The sequence below is a fragment of the Amycolatopsis antarctica genome, assembly GCF_002262875.1.
In the GTDB taxonomy this organism is placed as follows: Bacteria; Actinomycetota; Actinomycetes; order Mycobacteriales; family Pseudonocardiaceae; genus Amycolatopsis; species Amycolatopsis antarctica.
On sequence record NZ_NKYE01000007.1, the window covers coordinates 115454 to 134184 of the forward strand.

At 69.6% G+C, this 18731-nt stretch carries 19 protein-coding genes; 11 read left to right on the top strand and 8 right to left on the bottom strand.

Going from position 1 to position 18731, the window contains the following annotated elements:
• Positions 1 to 324: 324 nt before the first annotated feature.
• Genes CFN78_RS13415 through CFN78_RS13435 form a run of 5 tightly spaced genes read left to right on the top strand, consistent with a single transcriptional unit; the run spans position 325 to position 4871 of the window.
• Positions 325 to 1218: a hypothetical protein gene (locus CFN78_RS13415; protein ID WP_094863108.1), complete on the top strand. Its 894-nt coding sequence runs from the start codon at positions 325 to 327 to the stop codon at positions 1216 to 1218.
• The gene (locus CFN78_RS13420) at positions 1215 to 2192 is read left to right on the top strand and encodes an alpha/beta fold hydrolase (protein ID WP_240519436.1); all 978 of its coding nucleotides are present in this window, start codon (positions 1215 to 1217) and stop codon (positions 2190 to 2192) included. Before CFN78_RS13415 ends, CFN78_RS13420 begins: the two co-directional genes overlap by 4 nt.
• A gap of 52 nt (positions 2193 to 2244) precedes the next feature.
• The gene (locus CFN78_RS13425) at positions 2245 to 2847 is read left to right on the top strand and encodes a hypothetical protein (protein WP_094863109.1); all 603 of its coding nucleotides are present in this window, start codon (positions 2245 to 2247) and stop codon (positions 2845 to 2847) included.
• Entirely contained in the window at positions 2832 to 3569 is a 738-nt protein-coding gene (locus CFN78_RS13430) for a class I SAM-dependent methyltransferase (protein ID WP_094863110.1), read from the top strand. Before CFN78_RS13425 ends, CFN78_RS13430 begins: the two co-directional genes overlap by 16 nt.
• 30 nt (positions 3570 to 3599) lie before the next feature.
• Positions 3600 to 4871, top strand: coding sequence for a glycosyltransferase (locus CFN78_RS13435; RefSeq protein ID WP_094863111.1), 1272 nt, complete (start codon positions 3600 to 3602; stop codon positions 4869 to 4871).
• Positions 4872 to 4901: 30 nt separating this feature from the next.
• Here the strand turns inward: CFN78_RS13435 and CFN78_RS13440 are convergent, their stop codons facing one another.
• Complete coding sequence (locus tag CFN78_RS13440; protein WP_094863112.1) at positions 4902 to 6059, bottom strand: hypothetical protein; 1158 nt, start codon at positions 6057 to 6059, stop codon at positions 4902 to 4904.
• A gap of 182 nt (positions 6060 to 6241) precedes the next feature.
• Between CFN78_RS13440 and CFN78_RS13445 the strand changes: the two genes are divergently transcribed.
• From CFN78_RS13445 to CFN78_RS13455, 3 genes are read left to right on the top strand one after another with little or no spacing between them, the layout of a single operon-like run.
• On the top strand, positions 6242 to 7312 hold the full coding sequence (locus CFN78_RS13445) for a cytochrome P450 family protein (RefSeq protein ID WP_133116344.1): 1071 nt from the start codon (positions 6242 to 6244) through the stop codon (positions 7310 to 7312).
• Positions 7309 to 8583: an activator-dependent family glycosyltransferase gene (locus CFN78_RS13450; protein ID WP_276307333.1), complete on the top strand. Its 1275-nt coding sequence runs from the start codon at positions 7309 to 7311 to the stop codon at positions 8581 to 8583. Before CFN78_RS13445 ends, CFN78_RS13450 begins: the two co-directional genes overlap by 4 nt.
• A gap of 4 nt (positions 8584 to 8587) precedes the next feature.
• Complete coding sequence (locus CFN78_RS13455; RefSeq protein ID WP_094863114.1) at positions 8588 to 9298, top strand: class I SAM-dependent methyltransferase; 711 nt, start codon at positions 8588 to 8590, stop codon at positions 9296 to 9298.
• A gap of 65 nt (positions 9299 to 9363) precedes the next feature.
• Here CFN78_RS13455 and CFN78_RS13460 read toward each other — a convergent pair whose 3' ends face one another.
• The 5 genes from CFN78_RS13460 to CFN78_RS13480 all read right to left on the bottom strand — a co-directional run bounded on the left by CFN78_RS13460 (position 9364) and on the right by CFN78_RS13480 (position 13658).
• Complete coding sequence (locus tag CFN78_RS13460) at positions 9364 to 10131, bottom strand: VOC family protein (protein WP_094863115.1); 768 nt, start codon at positions 10129 to 10131, stop codon at positions 9364 to 9366.
• 63 nt (positions 10132 to 10194) lie between these two features.
• The gene (locus tag CFN78_RS13465) at positions 10195 to 11292 is read right to left on the bottom strand and encodes a DegT/DnrJ/EryC1/StrS family aminotransferase (RefSeq protein WP_094863116.1); all 1098 of its coding nucleotides are present in this window, start codon (positions 11290 to 11292) and stop codon (positions 10195 to 10197) included.
• Positions 11289 to 11735, bottom strand: a complete 447-nt coding sequence (locus CFN78_RS13470) for a sugar 3,4-ketoisomerase (RefSeq protein ID WP_094863117.1) — start codon at positions 11733 to 11735, stop codon at positions 11289 to 11291. Before CFN78_RS13470 ends, CFN78_RS13465 begins: the two co-directional genes overlap by 4 nt.
• Before the next feature lie 130 nt (positions 11736 to 11865).
• Positions 11866 to 12468, bottom strand: a complete 603-nt coding sequence (locus CFN78_RS13475; RefSeq protein WP_094863118.1) for a response regulator transcription factor — start codon at positions 12466 to 12468, stop codon at positions 11866 to 11868.
• Complete coding sequence (locus tag CFN78_RS13480) at positions 12465 to 13658, bottom strand: sensor histidine kinase (protein ID WP_110494999.1); 1194 nt, start codon at positions 13656 to 13658, stop codon at positions 12465 to 12467. Before CFN78_RS13480 ends, CFN78_RS13475 begins: the two co-directional genes overlap by 4 nt.
• 144 nt (positions 13659 to 13802) lie before the next feature.
• Between CFN78_RS13480 and CFN78_RS13485 the strand changes: the two genes are divergently transcribed.
• Both CFN78_RS13485 and CFN78_RS13490 read left to right on the top strand, forming a co-directional pair.
• A complete protein-coding gene (locus tag CFN78_RS13485; RefSeq protein WP_094863120.1) occupies positions 13803 to 14762 on the top strand; it encodes an ABC transporter ATP-binding protein in 960 nt (319 codons plus the stop codon).
• Positions 14763 to 14777: 15 nt separating this feature from the next.
• Positions 14778 to 15533 carry an ABC transporter permease gene (locus CFN78_RS13490; RefSeq protein ID WP_094863121.1) on the top strand — a complete coding sequence of 252 codons (756 nt, stop codon included), beginning with the start codon at positions 14778 to 14780 and terminating at the stop codon, positions 15531 to 15533.
• An 88-nt stretch (positions 15534 to 15621) separates the two neighbouring features.
• On the opposite strand, the gene CFN78_RS13495 is transcribed toward CFN78_RS13490, so the two are convergent.
• On the bottom strand, positions 15622 to 16512 hold the full coding sequence (locus CFN78_RS13495) for an AurF N-oxygenase family protein (protein WP_094863122.1): 891 nt from the start codon (positions 16510 to 16512) through the stop codon (positions 15622 to 15624).
• 101 nt (positions 16513 to 16613) lie between these two features.
• On the opposite strand from CFN78_RS13495, the gene CFN78_RS13500 reads away from it, so the two are divergent.
• Positions 16614 to 17300: a TetR/AcrR family transcriptional regulator gene (locus CFN78_RS13500; RefSeq protein ID WP_094863123.1), complete on the top strand. Its 687-nt coding sequence runs from the start codon at positions 16614 to 16616 to the stop codon at positions 17298 to 17300.
• Here CFN78_RS13500 and CFN78_RS13505 read toward each other — a convergent pair.
• Entirely contained in the window at positions 17283 to 18692 is a 1410-nt protein-coding gene (locus CFN78_RS13505; protein ID WP_094863124.1) for an FAD-binding oxidoreductase, read from the bottom strand. The genes CFN78_RS13500 and CFN78_RS13505 overlap by 18 nt on opposite strands.
• Between the last annotated feature and the right edge of the window lie 39 nt (positions 18693 to 18731).

Here is an 18731-nt window from a genome sequence, read left to right on the forward strand (position 1 = left end):
TTCAGACAGTGGGAATGCGTCCGGATGGCCTCACCCCTCCTACTTTGGTAGTAGGCCAGCGAGATCGGGCGGCATGATACCTGATCATTATTCTGGTTGAACCCCCCTCCCCTGATGCCCGTCGGATGACGGACGACTTCGACACCGGCCTCGCCATAGGCTTCGAGGCAAGCGACGAAGGGCTCAGCCCGGCACTGAAGATCCCCAGGTCGAAGGCGACTTCCACCTCCGGTTCTACCGTTCCGCGGATGGAGCCACCCACTTCGTCGGACCCGCGGTCCGGCTGCCGTACGCGCCGGTGATCGCCTACAGGTCGGAGGAACCATGCGGCTGCGTTCGATTCCCGGGCGCTGGAGGGGCACGCCGAAGGACGACATCGACCACGCCTTCCAGCGTGTCGAGCAACTCACCGCTGTCGGCGCGACGATCAGCGCGATGGAACTGCTCGCCACCTCGAAGTCCCTGGACGACAACGGTCTGCTCGGCTGGCCCATCTCCCGCACCCGGATGCTGGGCCTGAACAGGGGAGTCGGCAAACAGCTCGACAAGGTGCTGAAGTACCCGCAGGTCGTGAACGTCGTCCGGACTAGGGCGCTCAGCGGCCTGAGCCTGCTGGCCCCCCGGGTCAACCGCAAGGGCCGCGGCGCCGCACTCGCCGGCATGACCAGCACCGGCGCGGCGATGAACCTGCGCAGCAACTACGGCTTGGACGGCTCCGATCACCTGGCGTTCATCAACTTCGCCGTCTCACTGCTGGAGAAGGCCTACCCGCACGACCGCCGGGCCCGCGAGGCCGCGCTCGCGTTCATCGCGGCGCAGAGCTGCCTGTCCTACTTCACTTCGGGCGCGGTGAAGCTGACCTCCCCGGTCTGGCGCAGCGGCGACGCCATCACCGGCGTCTTCCGCACCCGAACCTACGGGGACAAGCTGTTCTACCAGGTCGCCAAGAGCAACAAGTTCGCCGCGCAGGGGCTCGCCTGGATGGTCATGCTCTCCGAGGTCCTGTTCCCGCTGGTTCTCGTCGCCCCCAAACCGATCGCCCGGCTGATCCTGCTCAGCGGCATGGGTTTCCACCTCGGCAACGCGCGGTTCATGGGTCTCAACCGGTTCTTCTGGTCGTTCGTCGCCACCTACCCCGCGGTCGCGCACTTCTCCCGGTCCCTGGGATTCGCCTCCCGAACCGAGGCACGCAAGCAGCTTGCGAGCGCGTCATCGTGAGCGGGGCGAACCGGACGGCCATCGCCGTGGCGGGCGCCGCGGGCGCGGCACTCGCGCTCGCGGGGGCCGCCCGCGCCCGGCAGCCGGAGGAACGTCCCGAGGCTCCGGGAACGTTCACACAGATCGGCCGCGAGTCGATCCACCACATGTCCAGCACGGCGGGCAGTGGCCCGACCGTGGTGTTCGAGAGCGCGTTGTCCTGCCCCTGCACGGAATGGGCGTGGATTCTGCGCTCGCTCGACGGCCGCGTTCCGTACCTCGCCTACGACCGTCCGGGCAACGGCTGGAGCAGCCAGCACAAGCCGGCCGTGACCTCGGCGGACCTGAACCTGCTCACCAAGCGGCTGCTGCACGAGCTCGGCCTCTCCGGCCCGTACCTGCTGGTGGGTCATTCGGTGGGCGGCCTGCTCGCGCGGACGTTCGCCCGGAACCACGCGGCCGACCTGGCCGGCATCGTGTTGGTCGACTCCTCGCACCCCGACCAGCTTCGCCGGTCCACCCTGCAACGCGAGGGCATGCCGCTGGTCAAACAAGGAATCTCACGGATGCACCTGCGCAGCCGATACCGGTTGCTGCCGGAGGCCAACCCGGACGACTTCGGCGCGATCGCCGACCTGCCTGCCGACCTGGTGGAGCCGAGCGGGCGCATCATGCGCCGCCCGGAACCGTGGGCGGCGGCACGGCGCGAGTTCGCACTGTGGAACACCGAGTGGGCCCCGCAGGCAGCCTCCACCCTGCTGCCGGAGGCCCTGCCGATCGGCGTCGTCACGGCCGGGCAGCAGGCGTCGATGGACCTCGCACACGGCCGGATGCAGGCCGAGCTGGCGGAGCTGTCGACGGTCAGCATGCACAAAGTCGTGCCGAACGCCGAACACGACGGGCTCGTCATGAACGAGGACCAGGCCAGGAACGTCACGAGCGTCATCGAGTGGGCGCTCGAACGGCATGCGAACCGGGTGCCGACCGGGCCTTGAGCTGTCAACGGCCTACCGGCCAGACCTACTAACCACAGGGCGGTGTGTTGCGGTGTCGAGATTCTCCAGGCCGAAACTGACGGTGGGTACCGTCGGCAGGTGGGCGCTCTACGGGACCCTCGGGTCCTGGTACGCGCTGACGTTGTGCCAGCAGGCGGACAAGCCGCACCCGTGGGGCGTGCGGATCGATCCGACGTCGATGGCGATCCCGAACTGGCGCTTCTTCGCCCCGACGCCCGCGCGGCACGACTTCAACGTGCTGTACCGCGACAAGCTGCCGAACGGTGAGCTGACGCCGTGGCGGGAGAAGCAGATCAACAAGGACCGGACGATGTTGCAGATGATCTGGCACCCGCATCGCCGGATGGAGAAGGCCCTGTTCGACGTGGCTTCCGAGCTGCTCTCGGCCTCCGAGAAGGTGGCCGAGATCGAACGCGTTCAGCTCACCGTCAGCTACCTGGCGCTGCTGAACTTCGTCACCAATCAGGTGGACCACCACCCCGACGCCGTCCAGGTGCAGTTCCTGATCGCCCAGTCGGCCGGTCACGAGGAGAGCGTCGAGCCACGGATGCTGTTCCTGTCGGACTACCACGCGCTCGGCGAGAAGCCGGCCGTCGACGCCGAAGATGGTGGCGACCTGTGCCTTTCCAAGTGAATCCCGAGGCCTACGGCGACGCGCTCTCCGAGGTCTACGACCAGATGTACCCGACGATGGAGACGCCGGCGACGGTCGACTTCATCGCCTCGCTGGTCGAACCCGGAGCCCGGGTCATCGAACTCGGCGCCGGCACCGGCCGGGTCGCGATTCCGCTGGCCGACAAGGGCTTCGACGTGCACGCGGTCGAGGTCTCGCCGTTGATGCTGGAGAAGCTGCACGAGCGTGACCCGGAGAAGAAGGTCACCACCATCCGGGCCGACTTCACCAAGCTCGACCTCGAGGGCACCTTCGACCACTGCTACGTCGTCTGCAACACGCTGTTCATGCTCGTCGATCCCGAGCAGCAGATCGAGACGATGCGCAAGGTCGGCGAGTACCTGCCCTCGGGTGCGACGCTGCTCGTCGAGGTCTACGACCCGACCTACTTCCACGGGCTCACCAAGCCGGAGTTCCAGGTGCGGCATCTCGCCGTGGACCGGCTCATGGTCGACACGATCAGCGTCGACCCGCCGAACCAGATCCTGGCGGAGATCCACACGACCATCGGTGGCGGCGAGGTGTCCACGTTCACCGAGCTGAGCCGTTACGCCTGGCCCAGCGAGCTGGACATGATGGCCCGGATCGCCGGCTACGAGAAGGTCGACCGCTTCGGCGGCTGGGACCGTTCGCCGTTCGTCGTCGGTTCACACCGGCACATCACGGTGTACCGCAAGCAGTAAGGCCGGGCGACACACGAAGACAGGAGCCGTATGCGTATCGCAATGGTGGCCATCGGATCGCGGGGCGATGTTCAGCCGTTCATCGCGCTCGGCGCGGGGTTGCGCGCCCGCGGACACCAGGTGCGGTTGGCCACCCACGGCGACTTCCGCAAGCTGACCGAGGAGGCGGGGCTCGAGTTCTTCCCGATCCCCGGTAGCCCCAAGCACTATTTCGAGTCCCCCGAGCTGATCAAGTCGCTGCGCAAGAGCCCGTCGATCCTGCGCCTCACGCGGACGATGCCGAAGCACACGGCCCAGGCCGCGGCCGAGGGGATGGCGCAGCTCGACGCCTGCGTGGCGCCCGCGTTCCAGAACGTCGACCTGGTGGTGAGTTCGGTGTTCAACCGCAACACCTACCTCGCCAACCCGCCGGACGTGCCGTGGGCGCTGGTCTCCTGGTATCCGAACACGCCGACCTCCGCGTTCCCGGCGATGGGCACACCGGAACTGCCACTGGGCAGGCTGTACAACCGGCTCACCCACCACGTCTCGCACGCGATCGAGTGGCGCATGTGCCGTCCGATCGTCAACGCCTACCGGGAGAAACTCGGCAAGAAGCCGCTCGGGCCGCGGGTACCGTTCGCCGCGCTGGAGGACGACCGGCCGACGTTCTGCCTGCAGAGCCCGTCCGTGCTGCCCGCCCCCGCCGACTGGCCGGCGACCAACCACGTCGCCGGCTACTGGTTCTGGGACCGGGAATGGCAGGCGCCGCCGGAACTCGTCGAACTGATCGAGGGCGGCCCAGCGCCGGTCGTGCTGTCGTTCGGTTCGCTCTGGCCGGCGTATCCGGAGAACAGCCTGCAGATCGTGCTCGACGCGGTACGCGCTGCCGGGCGCAGGCTGGTGATGATCGACGGCCCCAAGGACACCGAACTGCCGGACGACGTCCTGCGCCTGCACGACGTCGACTACACCTGGCTGTTCCCGCGTGCGGCGGCGGTGATCCACCACGGCGGCTTCGGCACCGGTGCGGCCGTCCTGCGCGCCGGGGTGCCGCAGGTGGTCGTGCCGATCTTCGTCGACCACCCGTTCTGGGCGGCACGGATGGCCGGGTTGGGCGTGGCACCCGAAGGTATTCCCGGTGCGAAACTGACCGCCCGTCGGTTGAACCGCGCCGTCACCCGTGCGCTGGAGGACCCCCGGATGCGGGAGAAGGCAGCGGACATCGGGCGGTACGTGCGCAGTGACCGTGGCGTCGAGCGCGCGTGCGAGGTGCTGGAGAACTGGGCCGGTGTGGCACCCAGCACCGAAGCGGTCACCTGACCCGCCCAGCTTGCGCGTTCTGACGGGGATTCAGGCCCCGTCGGCGGCGCGGATCGCTTCGTTGAGCTTGTCGGCGATCGGGCTCTGCCCGAGGTTGGTGCCCTTCTCCAGCACCATCAGGTTCCGGTAGAAGTGCACGCCCTCGATCTGGTGGTCGGTGACGGCGGCTTCCCGCTCGTGGGTCAGCAGCAGTTCGTCGTGGTTGAGCCCGTCGACGAGCTGCTTGCCGAAGCCGATGGTGGTGTCCGGGTCGTCGAGGTCGGTGCCGTTGCCGCCGAAGACCGGCCAGTACGAGGTCTGCACGTCCTCCACGACGTACAGACCGCCGGAGCGGACGTGCGGGAAGAGCACGTCGAAAGTGCCCCTGGTGAGCTCACTGACGTGGCTGCCGTCGTCCACCACCAGGTCGAATGGCCCGTACTTCGCGGCCACCGCCGACATCGCTTCCACGTCGGCCTGGTTCGCCCGCACGGTGGTGATCCGCGGACCGTCCACACCGGACTTGTCCCACATGTCGACGCCGTACACCCGTGCCCTCGGGAAGTAGCCGCGCCACATGCGCAGCGATGCCCCGCCGCCCGCCGGATCGTCGTACCCGCCGATGCCGACCTCCAGCACGGTCAACCGCTTGTCCCGCCACGGTTCCAGGTGCCGCTCGTAGTGCCGGGTGAACTGGTGCGGTCCCCACTTGTCCGAGCCGAAGCGCACCGCGAGCTCGGCCAGCCCGGGACGTTCCCGCCGGTCGAGCGCGCCGAGCAGGCGCTGGGTGACGGCGAAGACCGGGGCCGCCGCCGCGCCGGGCTCCAGCAGGTTGCCATGGTTCCAGTACACCGAGCGGGTCGACGCGCTCACCGACTCGGCGGGGCCGAACACCGCCAGGCAGACCTCGCCGAGTTGCTGTCCCACGACGACGTCCGCGGCGCGAGGGGGCTCGGTGGAGACCGTGCACCCGCCGTCACCGAGGCTCAGGAACACGATCGCCGCACCGGTGTGGCAGGCGAGCCGGAACTCCACCACGACCGTGTCCGCGAAGGTCCCCAGTGTGTCGAGCCTGGCCCGGTCGACGATCTCGTCGAGCAGGATCCTGGCGACCCGGTCCGGGCCGAGCTCATCGAGCGTGTCCGCCCCTGGCTCCAGGCCGGCCGCCGTCGCGTCGAGTAGCCGCAGGATCTCCTCGTCGATGCTCACCGTCCGATCCTCCCACCCGAAGACCGCCGACAGCGCCCCAGCCAGGGGTTTCAGTACAAGTACGACTCCGGGTCCGGGGCGATTTCAACAGATGTACGGACGCGGCAGGCTACTCCGTCTGCTGGAGTGAGACATAACGGACAGACTCGGCGACGCGGTGCACGGTGCGGGAGGCGAACCCCTTGGCGACGATGACGCGCGACGATCTCGGCCAGCGCCTGCAGACGATCCGCGGCGCGATCTGGCAGGAGTCCCTGAACGGGGATCGCTACGCCCTTCTGCTGCGCGACTTCACCGATCTGACCGATGCCACGTCCTCGCCGGAAGACCGGCCGGTCACCTCCGGTGACGATCCCGCCGTGACCCGCAGCGCTCTCGGCGCCTGGCTGATCCGGGATCCGGCCGTGGCGCGGCACGTACTGGCCGACGTGCGGTTCGGCTTCCGCAGGCCGGACGGCGCCAAGGCGCACCTCCAGATCTTGCCCGCCACCAGGTCACGGCTGAACGTCGAACGTCCCGAGCTGACGCGGATGATCGAGGCTGCCCGCCCGGTGCTGGGTGCCGAGGCGGTGCCCGCCCACCGTCCGGCGATCCGCGCCCACGCCGAGGACCTGTTGCGCGAAGCGGATTTCACGGCGTTCGACCTGGTCACCGACTATGCGAACCCACTCGCCCGCCGGGTTCTCAGCAGTGTTCTCGGTGCGGACGCCGTCATCGGCGAGCACTGGGCAGGGCTCGGCCTCGTCCCGGATGGCACGGCCACGCCGCAACGGCTGGCCGACGCCGTCGCGCTGTCCAAGGCGCTCAAACACGTCGAGGCCGCGTTCGCCGAGACCGACGCCGACCCGGACGTACTCGCGTTCCGGATGGCAGCGAGCGTGCTGTTCGCCGCCACGGCGCCGAACGTGATCGCGAGGGCCGCGGCGGACGGCGGGCCGGTGGACGCGGTACTCCACGCGCACCCGCCGCTGCGGCTGTTGTCCAGGGTCGCGCACACCGAGGTCGACCTCGCCGGTACGACGGTCGGTGCGGGCGAGCAGGTGGTCGTGCTCGTCGCCGATGCGCAGGCTCACGGTCCCGTGCTCGACGCGGACCCGCAGTACGGGTTGGTGCTGCCGCTCGTGCGGCTCACCGCCGAGGTGGCCACCGAGACGCTGCGCGCCGGTCGGAACGTCGAGACCGGGAAACCCTTGCGACGTCTGCGATCCCCGGTCACCGGCACACTACTGCGATTGCCGGTGACGGCCCGATGACGGGGGACGGCCCGATGCGCGTGCTCTTCGCGACGATTGCCAACAGCACCCATTTCTTCTCGATGGTGCCTGCCGCGTGGGCATTGCGCAGCGCCGGGCACGAGGTGCGGGTGGCCTCGCAGCCCGCGCTGATGGAAACGATCGCCGACGCCGGACTGACCGCGGTCCCCGTCGGCACCGATCACGACATGCGGGAGAAGATCGCGGCCAGCGCATCGATTCCGGCCGACGCCCCGAACATCGACTTCACGCACGTCCGCGAGGGCACCTACGACTTCCACCATCTGCTGGGCTTCTACACGATCCTGACCCCTGCGTTGTTCGCGACGATGAACAACGACACGATGGTCGACGACCTCGTCGCGTACGCCCGCGAATGGCAGCCCGACCTCGTCGTGTGGGAGCCGATGACCTGGTCCGGTGCCGTGGCGGCGAAGGCGGCGGGTGCCGCGCACGCCCGGTTGCTCTGGGGCACGGACGTGCTGGGCCTGATCCGGCAGCAGTTCCTGGGTGCACTCGACCGGCAGCCCGCCGAGGTACACGAGGACCCGTTCGCCGAGTGGCTGGGCTGGACCGTGGCCAAGTACGGCCTGGAGTTCGACGAGGAACTGACCACCGGCCAGTGGACCATCGAACAGGAGCCGCCGAGCCTGCAGGTGCGCACCGACCGGCGCACGGTCTCCATGCAGTACGTGCCGTACAACGGGCGTGCGGTCCTCCCGGACTGGCTGCGCGAACCGCCTTCCCGCCCGCGGGTCTGCCTGACGCTGGGAATCTCGGCGAGGGAAGGGATCGGGCGGTCCACGGTGTCGGTCGCCGACATGGTCGACTCACTGTCCGAACTGGACATAGAGCTGGTCGCCACCCTCAACGCCGACCAGCGCGCCGCCCTCGGCGAGGTGCGGGAGAACGTCCGGCTGGTCGATTTCGTGCCACTGCACGCACTGTTGCCGACCTGCTCCGCGGTGATCCACCACGGCGGCGCGGGAACCTGGTCGACGGCGACGCGCGCCGGGGTGCCGCAGGTCGTGGTGCCGGAGATCTGGGACACCGGGCTGAAGGCGACGATGCTGGCCGAACTCGGTGCGGGAGTGCACCAGCCGATACGGACCATGACCGCGGATTCGCTGCGGGACCACGTTCGCCGGATACTCGAGGACCAGTCGTACACCGAGGCCGCGGCGAAGCTGCAGAACGAGATGCGTTCGCAGCGCAGTCCGGCCGAGGTGGTCACTGAGCTGGAACGGCTGACTTCCGAGAGACGGGGCTGAGGCGATGTACGGGGCGGAGCTCGCGCAGGTGTACGACCAGTCGTACCGCGGCCGGGGCAAGGACTACACGGCCGAGGCGGCCGGGGTGCTGGACCTGGTGCGGGACCGGCGGGGTGAACCGGCGTCCCTGCTGGACATCGCGTGCGGCACCGGCGCGCACCTGCGGGCGTTCGCCGGGGCCTGCGCGCACGTCGAGGGCCTGGAGCTCTCCGCCGACATGCTCGCCGTGGCGAAGGCCGAGCTGCCCGGTGTCCCGCTGCACCAGGGCGATATGCGCGACTTCCGGCTGGACGGTCGTTTCGACGCGGTCACCTGCATGTTCAGCTCGATCGGGCACATGGCGGACCAGGCCGAACTGGACGCGGCGGTGCGCAGCATGGCCACTCACCTGACCGCGGACGGCGTCCTGGTGATCGAGCCCTGGTGGTTCCCGGAGCGGTTCCTGCCCGGGTACGTCGCGGGCGATGTCGTGCGGGTCGGCGAGCGGACGATCTCCCGCGTCTCCCACTCGACCCTCGACGGTGGCGCGAGCCGGGTCGAGGTGCACTACACCGTCGCCGAACCCGCGGGCATCCGGTCCTTTGTGGACGTTCACCGGATCACGCTGTTCGGACGCGCCGCGTACGAGTCGGCGTTCACCTCGGCGGGCTGCGCGGTGGAGTACGTCGAGGGCGGACCGTCCGGACGGGGCCTGTTCGTCGGCACGGCGGCCTGAACCGGCGGTCCGGACGTCGACCGGGTTACGGCGGCGGATGCTGCTCCCGGCCCGCGCCGTTCCGGTCAGGCTCCGGTCGTGCGGGTGATCACCGAGAACTCGGCGCCGAACGGGTCGGTGAGGGTGGCGATCCGGCCGTAGACCATGTCCTCCGGCTCGGTTGCCGTGCCGCCGTGCGACTTCGCCAGCGCCACCACGGCGTCCGTGTCGGCGACCTCGAAGGTCGTGTTCCAGGCGGGCCGCGCACCGGGCGCGCCGAAAATGCCGGCGACCTCGTGCCCGTCCGGCCTGCGCAGGAAGGTGAAGTCCAGTTCCGGCTGATCCTCGTTGCGGTCATGGGTGAAGCCGAACACCGAGGCGTAGAACGCACGGGCCGGCACCGCGTCGGGAGTGACCAGGTCGTTGCGGACCAGCGCTCCCGGCTCGTTCACCACCTGGCAGCCAATGTGCTTGCCGCCCTGCCACAGGCCGAACTGCGCACCGGTCGGGTCCAGGGCGACGGCCATGCGCCCGAGGTCCATCACGTCCATCGTCGGCACCAGGATGGTGCCGCCCGCCTCGGCGATCCTGGCGGCGGTGGCGTCGCAGTCGTCCACGGCGAGGTAGACGTTCCACCAGAAGTCGGTGGCATCGGGGTCCTTGTTCCACATCAGCGCCGCGACCGGACGGCCGCCCAGCAGGCAGGTCGTGTAGTGGCCGGTCTCCGCCGGACCCACCGCGAACTCCCAGCCGAACAACGCGCCGTAGAACTCCATCGCCCGGTCCAGATCCGGGATGCCCAGGTCGATCCAGGTGGGCGTGCCCTCTGGCTGGTTGGTCTGCACGATGCTCATGTCGGCTCCCCGGTAGGTGACGTGTCCCGGAAAGGTAGCGCCGGGCACCGACAACGAACAGCGTCAGCGACAGGCGGCGCGCACCGCGGTGACCACGGCGTCCACCTGCTCCTCGCCGAGATGCGGGCCGATGGGCAGGCTGAACACCTCCGCGGCCAGCCGTTCCGCCACCGGGAAACCCCGCCCGGCGGCCGGGTGCGTCCGGTACGCCCCGGACAGGTGCGGCGGTACCGGATAGTGGATCAGCGTCTCGATCCCTTGCGCGGCAAGGCTTTCCCGGATCTCGTCCCGGCGCGGCGAGCGGACGGTGAACAGGTGCCAGACGGGTTCGGCCCATGGCTCCACGACCGGCAGCGCCAGGTCCGGCAGCCCGGCCAGCTCGTCGGCGTAGCGCTTCGCGATCTCGGCTCGCCTGGCGTTCCAGCGGTCCAGGTGCCGTAACTTCACCCGGAGCGTGGCCGCCTGGATCTCGTCCAGCCGCGAGTTGGTGGCCTGCACCTCGTGCTGGTACTTGACCTTCGAGCCGTAGTTGCGCAGCAGGCGCAGCCGCTCGGCCACCGAGGCGTCGTCGGTGGTGACCGCTCCACCGTCGCCGAAGGCGCCCAGGTTCTTGCCGGGGTAGAAGGAGAACGCGGCGAGCCCGCCGCCGATGCGCCTGCCCCGGTGGCGGGCGCCGTGGGCCTGCGCGGCGTCGGCGAGCACGGCCAGGCCATGCCGTCCGGCGACGTCCTCGACGGCGGCCAGATCGGCCGGGTGGCCGTAAAGGTGGACGGGGATGATCGCCTCGGTACGTGGCGTGATCGCGGCCTCGATACGCGCCGGGTCGAGGGTGGCGGTGCGCTCGTCCGGTTCGACCGGCACCGGTACGGCCCCGGTCTCGGACACGGCCAGCCAGGTGGCGATGAAGGTGTGCGAGGGGACGATGACCTCGTCGCCCTCACCGATGCCGAGCGCACGCAGCGCGAGTTCCAGCGCGTCGCAGCCGCTGCCGACCGTCACACAGTGGCCGGCCTCGCTGTACTCGGCGAACTCCGCCTCGAACGCGGCGTTCTCCGGGCCCAGCAGGTAACGGCCGGAGTCGAGCACCCTGGCCACCGCGGCGTCGATCTCGCCGCGCAGCTCGGCGTAACCGGCGTGCAGGTCCAGGAACGGGACGTTCACGCCTCCGCCCAGGCGTCCCGCAGGAACTCGTCGTAGTCGCGGTAGTAGTCGGACTCGTCGTACAGCTCGGAGGCGAGGACCAGGCCCACGGCGCCCGGCGAGAAGTTGATCAGGTTCCGCCACACCATCGGGCCGATCAGCAGGCCGCGCGAAGGGTGGTCGAGCAGGTACCGGCTGCGGTGGTGGCCGTCGTCGACGGTGATCTCGAACTGGCCGTGCACGGCGATGACGAGCTGTTCGAGATTGCGGTGGCCGTGCGCCCCGCGAACGGTGGCCACGGGCAGGTCGTAGAGGTAGTACACGCGCTTGACGTCGAACTCGATGTCCCGGCCCGTCTCCACCACGGAGAGGCTGCCGCGCGGGTCGGCGTGTTCGTTGAGATCGATGAGGCGGCAGGGTTTGACGCGGCCGACACCTCCGGTTGCGAAGATCTGTCTGGTCATCTCACGGCCCTCTTTACCGTCGATCCGATAACCAGACGTTATGCGCTGAACGTCCTGTTTACGTCAGTCACAATGTGCATCTCCCGGGGCCTTCTCCACCGATGCGCTTAGGCCGTTCCCTCACTCCGCGTCAGATCCAGCCTTCCTCCCAGGCGCGCCGCGCAGCCCCGTAACGGGTGTCGGCGTCCAGTTTGCTCATCGCCGAGGACAGGTAGTTGCGTACAGTGCCCTGGGCGAGATTGGTGGCCTCCGCGATCGACGCGATCGTGTCGCCCTCCAGGCTGTGCCGCAGCAGTTCCAGCTCCCGCTCGCTCAGCGGGCAGGAGTTCGCGGTGAGCGCCGTCGCGGCCAGGTCCGGGTCGACGTAGCGGCCGCCGGCGTGCACGTCGCGCAGGATCGCCGACAGTTTCGGCGCCGGAGTCACCTTGGGGACGAACGCCCGGACACCGAGGGTCAGCGCCCGCTTGAGCACGCCGTGCCGGGCGTGCCGGGTGACGATCACGACCGGCACGGCCACCTCGGCCAGGATCGCCTCCGCGGCAGCCAGCCCGTCCATGACCTGCATCTCCAGGTCCATCACCACGATGTCCGGCTCGTGCTCGCGGGTCAGCCGCAGCGCGACATCGCCGTCACTGCCCTGCGCGACGACCTCGATGTCGTCCTCCAGTTCCAGCAACGAGGCCAGCGCACCGCGCACCAGGTCCTCGTCGTCGATCAGCACCACTCGGATCATCGGCGTCGGCTCCCTGGTTCTCGTGCGCGTCCGGTGAGGTCGAACCAGTCCCCGTCCGGCCGGGTGGCGGTCACCGTGCCGCCGATGGTGGCGAAGCGTTCCCGCAGGCCGATCACGCCACTGCCGTCGGCGTGCTCGTCGTCGACGTGGTCCACGCCGTCGTTGCCAATGCTCACCACGGTGTGCCCCCGGTCGGCTCCGATCTCGAGTACGCAGCGTTTCGCCCTGCTGTGCCGCAGCACGTTCGTCGTACCCTCCCGCACCAGCGCACCGAACGGATGCTGCAAGGGCGGGGCGATCGTGTCGAGGTCACCGCGCACCTCCACCTCGATACCCGCTGCCTCCAGCAACCCGACCGCGTTCTGCAGCTCTGTCCGGAAACCGACCGAACGATAGCCGTGCGCCACCTTCCGGGTATCCGCCAGTGCGGCGCGGGCCAGCTCGGTCAGCTCGGCGGCGTGTTTGCGGGCGGCGTCGTCGTCCTTGCCCACCAGCCGTTCCGCCAACTGTCCTTTGAGGACGATTGCCTGCAGCGAATGCCCCTGGATGTCGTGCAGGTCCGCGGCAAAACGCAGGCGCTCCCTGGCCGCGGCCAGTTCGCCCGCCAGTTCCCTGGCGCGTTCGAGTTCGAGCACCAGGTCCCAGAAGCGCACGGTGAGCAGATCCGCGGCGACGAACACGGCCACCATCAGCCCGCTCAGTATCGCCATCGGTACCGGCGACACCCCCGGCACGTGCCGCCAGGACAGGGCCGTCCCGACGGTTCCCGCGGTGGCCAGGATGAGGCCGTAGGCGAGCTTGTTCCGTACCCCGCGCTCCGCGCTGATCACCCCCGCGCCACCGACCGCGGCCGGCAGCAGGCTCCACACCCCGGCCCAGGTCGTGTAACGAGCCGCGTGCGCGCAGACCACGACCGCGATCGAGGCGGTGAGGATCTGCTCGGTCGGCCTGCGCGAGGCGAAGGACACCGCCTTCGCCGTGTACGAGATGAAGCGCGTCCGCTGCACGGCCGCCGCGACCAGCACGATCGACAGGAAAATGGTGTTGGCCGTGCCGTAGTCCGTCCGGAACGCCAGGTCGAACGCGGGCACCAAGAGCACGATCAGTCCGCTCAGGGCCAGCGTGACCCAGATGTAGCGGCGCAGCCAGTTCATGCTCGCGAACTCGTGCGCACCGACCGAAACGGACATGCCTACAGCATGCACGCCCCCGGCCACCGCGTCCCGCACGACGTGGCGAAATGACATCTGTCATGCGAAGGCGGCACGAAACCCACACGGACCGATGATCGCCGACCCTGGTGAGTGACCTCGCCCGCTTCGTAGGTTGACTCCATGCAGAAGCCAGTGATCGAGGTGAACGGCCTCAAGTGCTCCTACGGTTCCTTCGAAGCCGTACGCGGAGTGGACTTCGAGGTCAACGAAGGAGAGTTGTTCGCGCTGCTCGGGACCAACGGCGCGGGCAAGACGACGACCTTGGAGACCCTCGAGGGTCACCGCAGGCCCACCGAGGGCTCGGTCCGCGTACTCGGGATGGACCCGTCCACCCAGCGCAAGCAGCTGCGCAGCCGAACCGGGATCATGCTCCAGGAGAGCGGGTTCGCCGGCGACCTGACCGTCGCCGAGACCGTCGACCTGTGGCAGGCGATGAGCAGCCGTCCCTCCGATCCGGCCGAGTCGCTGGAACGGCTCGAACTTGCCCACCGCCGCGACGTCCGCGTCAAGCAGCTCTCCGGCGGTGAGCGCAGGCGCCTGGACCTGGTGCTGGCCACCCTCGGCCGTCCGTCGATGCTGTTCCTCGACGAGCCGACCACCGGCCTCGACCCGGAGTCGCGCAAGGCAGCTTGGGAGTTCATCCGCGAACTCCTCAACGAGGGCGTCACCATGCTGCTGACCACCCATTACCTCGACGAGGCGGAGAGTCTGGCGCACCGGCTGGCGATCATGAAAGAAGGCCGGATCGCGGTCGCCGGCAGCCTGGTGGACGTGCTCAGCAAGGAGCGTGCCCAGATCGGTTTCGACCTGCCGCTCGGCGCACAGGCCGTCGACCTGCCGGAGTTCGTCGGTGAACTGGACCGCGACAAGCTCGCCGCGGGGCGCGTCCAGGTGCAGACCCCGAATCTGGAACGCGACCTGCACGCCGTCATGCAGTGGCAGAGCGCGCACCAGCTTCCGCTGCCCCGGTTCCGCGCCCAGCACGCCTCGCTGGACGACGTGTTCCACGGGGTCGCCGACAGCAGCCGCGCCGAGCCGCTCACGTCCGCCGAAACCCTCGCCGCGAACGACTCGAAGTAGGAGTGAGGAAGTCCGATGAATCTCGCGCAGAGACAACTCACCGCACTGTTCAAGGCCGAGGTCAAGCTGATCGGCCGGAACTCGGCGGTGGCCGCGACGGCGACGATCTTCCCGATCGGCATGGCCGCGGCGCTGGTCTTCTTCGGCAGGGAGAACCTGGGAGCCCTCGGCTGGGCGTTGCCCGTCGCCCTGCAGCTCCTGCTGATGTTCGGCATGACGGTCTACATCACGACCACGCTCGCGCTGACCGCACGCCGGGAGGACCTCTACCTGAAACGGCTGCGCAGTGGTGAGGCCTCGGACGGCACGATCCTGGTCGGAGTCAGTTCCCCGATCATCGTGCTGGGCCTGCTTCAGTGTCTGCTGACCGTCGCCATCGTGTGGGTGTTCGGGCCCGCGGCACCGACGAACCCGCTGGTGCTGCTGGCGGCGATCGTGCTCGGCGTGGCGATGTGCGCGACGCTCGGGTTCGCCACCACCGGCGCGGTGTCGAGTACGCAGCAGGCCGACATGGCCGCGATGCCGTTCTTCCTGATCCTGCTCGGCACCGGGATCTGGGCCGCCACCAACGGGGCCGAGGGACCGAACATGCTGCAGACCATCACTCCCGGTGGCGCGATGGTCGATCTGGCCAGGATTTCCTACGATGCCACGTCCACCTTCGCCGCCCAGGTCGGCGACGCGCTGCCCGCACTGGGCGCGCTGGCCGTCTGGACAGTGATCGGCGCCGTGTCGGCGAAGCGCTACTTCCGCTGGGAGACGCGCGTCTGAGACGGTCCGTTCATTCCCGCCCACCTCGTTCCGCCCGCCCCCTGCGGAACGAGGTGGGCTTCCTCCTGTGCGGGGCCTGGTTCGGGCCTCAGAGCAGGTTGGCCCGGCGCCACAGCGCCGTCCCCGCCCGGCCGCCGACCAGGCCCTCCTCACGCAGGAACGGCATGATCTTCTCGCCCATCCAGAACCGCGTCGCCCGGAAGTGCGGGTTCGCCAGCGCGGCCCGGCGGCCCTCGGCGGGATCGATGCCGACGCTCGCGTAGACCTTCGGGTCGATCAGGCTGTCCACGACGAAACACGAGACCAGCGCCGTGTTGAAACGATGCCACCGGCGCGCGCCGCCGCTCAGGCGCGGCATCATCCGGCTCACCTGTTCCCGTGCGTATCGCACGTGCCTGGCCTCCTCGACGACGTGGATCCGGTTGATCGCGCGGATCAGCGGCTGGATCCGCGGATCGTCCATCATGGACCGCTGCAACCGGTCGGTCGTCTCCTCGGCCACCAGCACCGCGGCGAACATCGACGGCCCCGCCGCCGTGGCGCCGAACACGCGGGCGAGGTTGTGCACGACGCGCGGCACGGCGTAGTGCGGGGTGCCGAGGCGTTCGGCTCCCCTGGCGAACATCACCGAATGCCGCGTCTCGTCGCCGATCTCGGTGAGCGCGTACTGGGCGTTCGCCGAGCGCGGGTCGAGGTCGTAGGCGTAACGGGTGAGCATCTGCATCAGGACGATCTCGAACCACAGGCCCACGCTCATCACGCTGGCGATCTCGTGCTTGGACAGCTCGATGCGCTGCTCCTCGGAGAGCTGTTCCCACAGTTCGGTGCCGTAGAGCGAGACACGTTCCAGCGGCATGTACGGCAGGCCGTCGACCAGCGGAGCGTCCCAGTCGACGTCCAGGTCCGGGTCGAAGGAGTTGCGCGCCGAGGACGTCAGCAGCCGGGCGGCCGTCGTCTCGCGGTCCCTGGTCCGAGCCATGTTCGCCTCCGGCAAGATTTAGGGGTACACATCGTACTGGTTACCTGGAGCGTACATGCCGAACGCGAAACGTCGACCGGTTCGCTGGGTAGGCTTCGCGCATGCAGGCGAACGCGCCCAGGCCGGACGGCCGCGCAACCCGCTGGGCAGGCCAGCACGCCCGCCGCAGGGCCGAGTTCGTCGAGGCCGCGCTGAACGCCGTCACCGAACACGGTCCGGACGCGTCCACCGAGCTCATCGCCCAGCAGGCGGGCGTGGCGAGAACGCGGCTGTACAAGCACTTCGACGACGCCGGCGACCTGCAACGCGCGGTCGCCCGGCGGATCGGCGAGCTGATCGTCGAGGAACTGGAACCGGTGTGGAACCCGCAGGGCACGCCGAACCAGATGATCACGCTCGCGGTGGACACGCACCTGCGCTGGCTGACCGAGCACGGCAACCTCTACCGCTACCTGCTGCGGCAGCCGCCCGGCGACGGCACGGACGGCCCCGGGGGCATCCGGAACACCCTCGGCGAGCACCTCGGCACCCTCTTCGGCGCGTACCTGCGCGCGTTCGGCATCGACGCGGGCCCGGCCGACACCACGGCGTTCGGCCTGGTCGGCTACGTCGATTCGGCCACCCATCGCTGGCTGGACCGGCCCGGTGCCGTCGGCAGGCCGGAGCTCGTGCGGCAACTCAGCGGCACGGTCTGGGTCGTGCTCGACGGGATCCTCCGAGAGGGCGGCGTCGAGCTGGATCCGGACGCCGCCCTCCCGCTGCCGCACGAACTACCCGCGCCCGGCTGACCCTTCCGGCGGGATGTTGTTGTTGACGCGCAACAGGTTCCCCGGATCGTGCGCGGCCTTCGCGGCGACCAGTCCGCGCCGGGTCGCGGCGTCGTGCAGCGGCCGGGCGCGGTCCGCGGGACCGGTCGCGGCGAAACGGAAGTTCACCGAGCCCGCACCCGCCGACCACGGCTCCAGCGCGTCGAGCACCCGCCCGTGCAGCCCGGCAGCGATGTCCACTTCGGACGGTTCGGACGGCTCCACGGGTGAGAGGACGCGCAGCAGGAACCGGGCGTCCCGGTGCGACACCGCGTTCGGCACGGCGGGCGGCCGGGCCAGCGCACCGCCGAGGTGGTTGAGCTGGACGACGCACATGATCGGCGCGTCCGGCCCGCCGATCGCGATCACCGAGCGGAGCGCGTCGAGGTCGAGATCGCGCAACAGCAGGCTGTCGCCGCGGTAGGCGTGCGGTTCGGCCGGGTCGGCGCAGATCGACGCGGACGCCGTGAAGGGCAGCTCGCCGAGCGTGTCCAGCAACCGGGGGCCGACGTCCCGCAGCGGCGCGACCAGCCGTTCCCCCTCGGCAGGCTCGCCGAGATGGGCGACCCGCACCTGCACGAAATACCGACCGCGGAACGGTTCCGGCACACCATCGAAGTCGGGGTAACGCATCAGCGAGACCGAGGACGTCAGCTCGTCCGGAACGGTCGCCGTCCACTCCAGGTAGACGCGCAGCGCCTCGTCGACCAGTTCCGTGTCGAACATGAGCCTCCCGCCGTAGATCCGGTCCACCGGCATCAGGTCGACCTCCATCGCGGTGACGACGCCGAGATTGCCGTGCCCGCCGCGCAGCGCCCAGAACAGCTCCGGGTCGCTCTCGGCGGTGACGCGGTGGAGCACGCCGTCGGTGGTGACCACGTCGATCGTCCGGACGTGGTCGGCGGCGTAACCGAACCGGCGGGAGAGCAGGCCGAGCCCGCCGCCGAGGGTGTAGCCGACGGCGCCGACGTCCGGGGAGCTGCCGGAGAGCGGGGCCAGGCCGTGCGGAGCCGCCGCGTCGATCACCTCGGCCCAGCGCGTCCCGGCGTCGATCCAGGCGGTACGGGTGGCCGGGTCGATCCGGACGCCGGCCATCCGGCGGGTGCTGATCAGCATTCCGCCGCACGCCGCTTCGGCGACGCCGTGACCGGTGGCCTGAACGGCGATCGGCAGTTCGTTCGTGGCGGCGAACTCGACGGCGGCCCGGACGTCCGCCGCCCCGGTCGCGCCGACCACGACGTCAGGACGGTGCCGGAGCCCGGTCTGGAAACCGGCGCATTCGGCGTCGTAGCCGTCCTGGCCGGGCCGGAACACCGGGCCGTGGACCCGCGCGGCGAGGGTGTCGAAGCCGGTAGGGATGCTGTGCGTTGTCATGGGCACAACGGTACGAAGCCTTTAGGACAGCATCGGTCC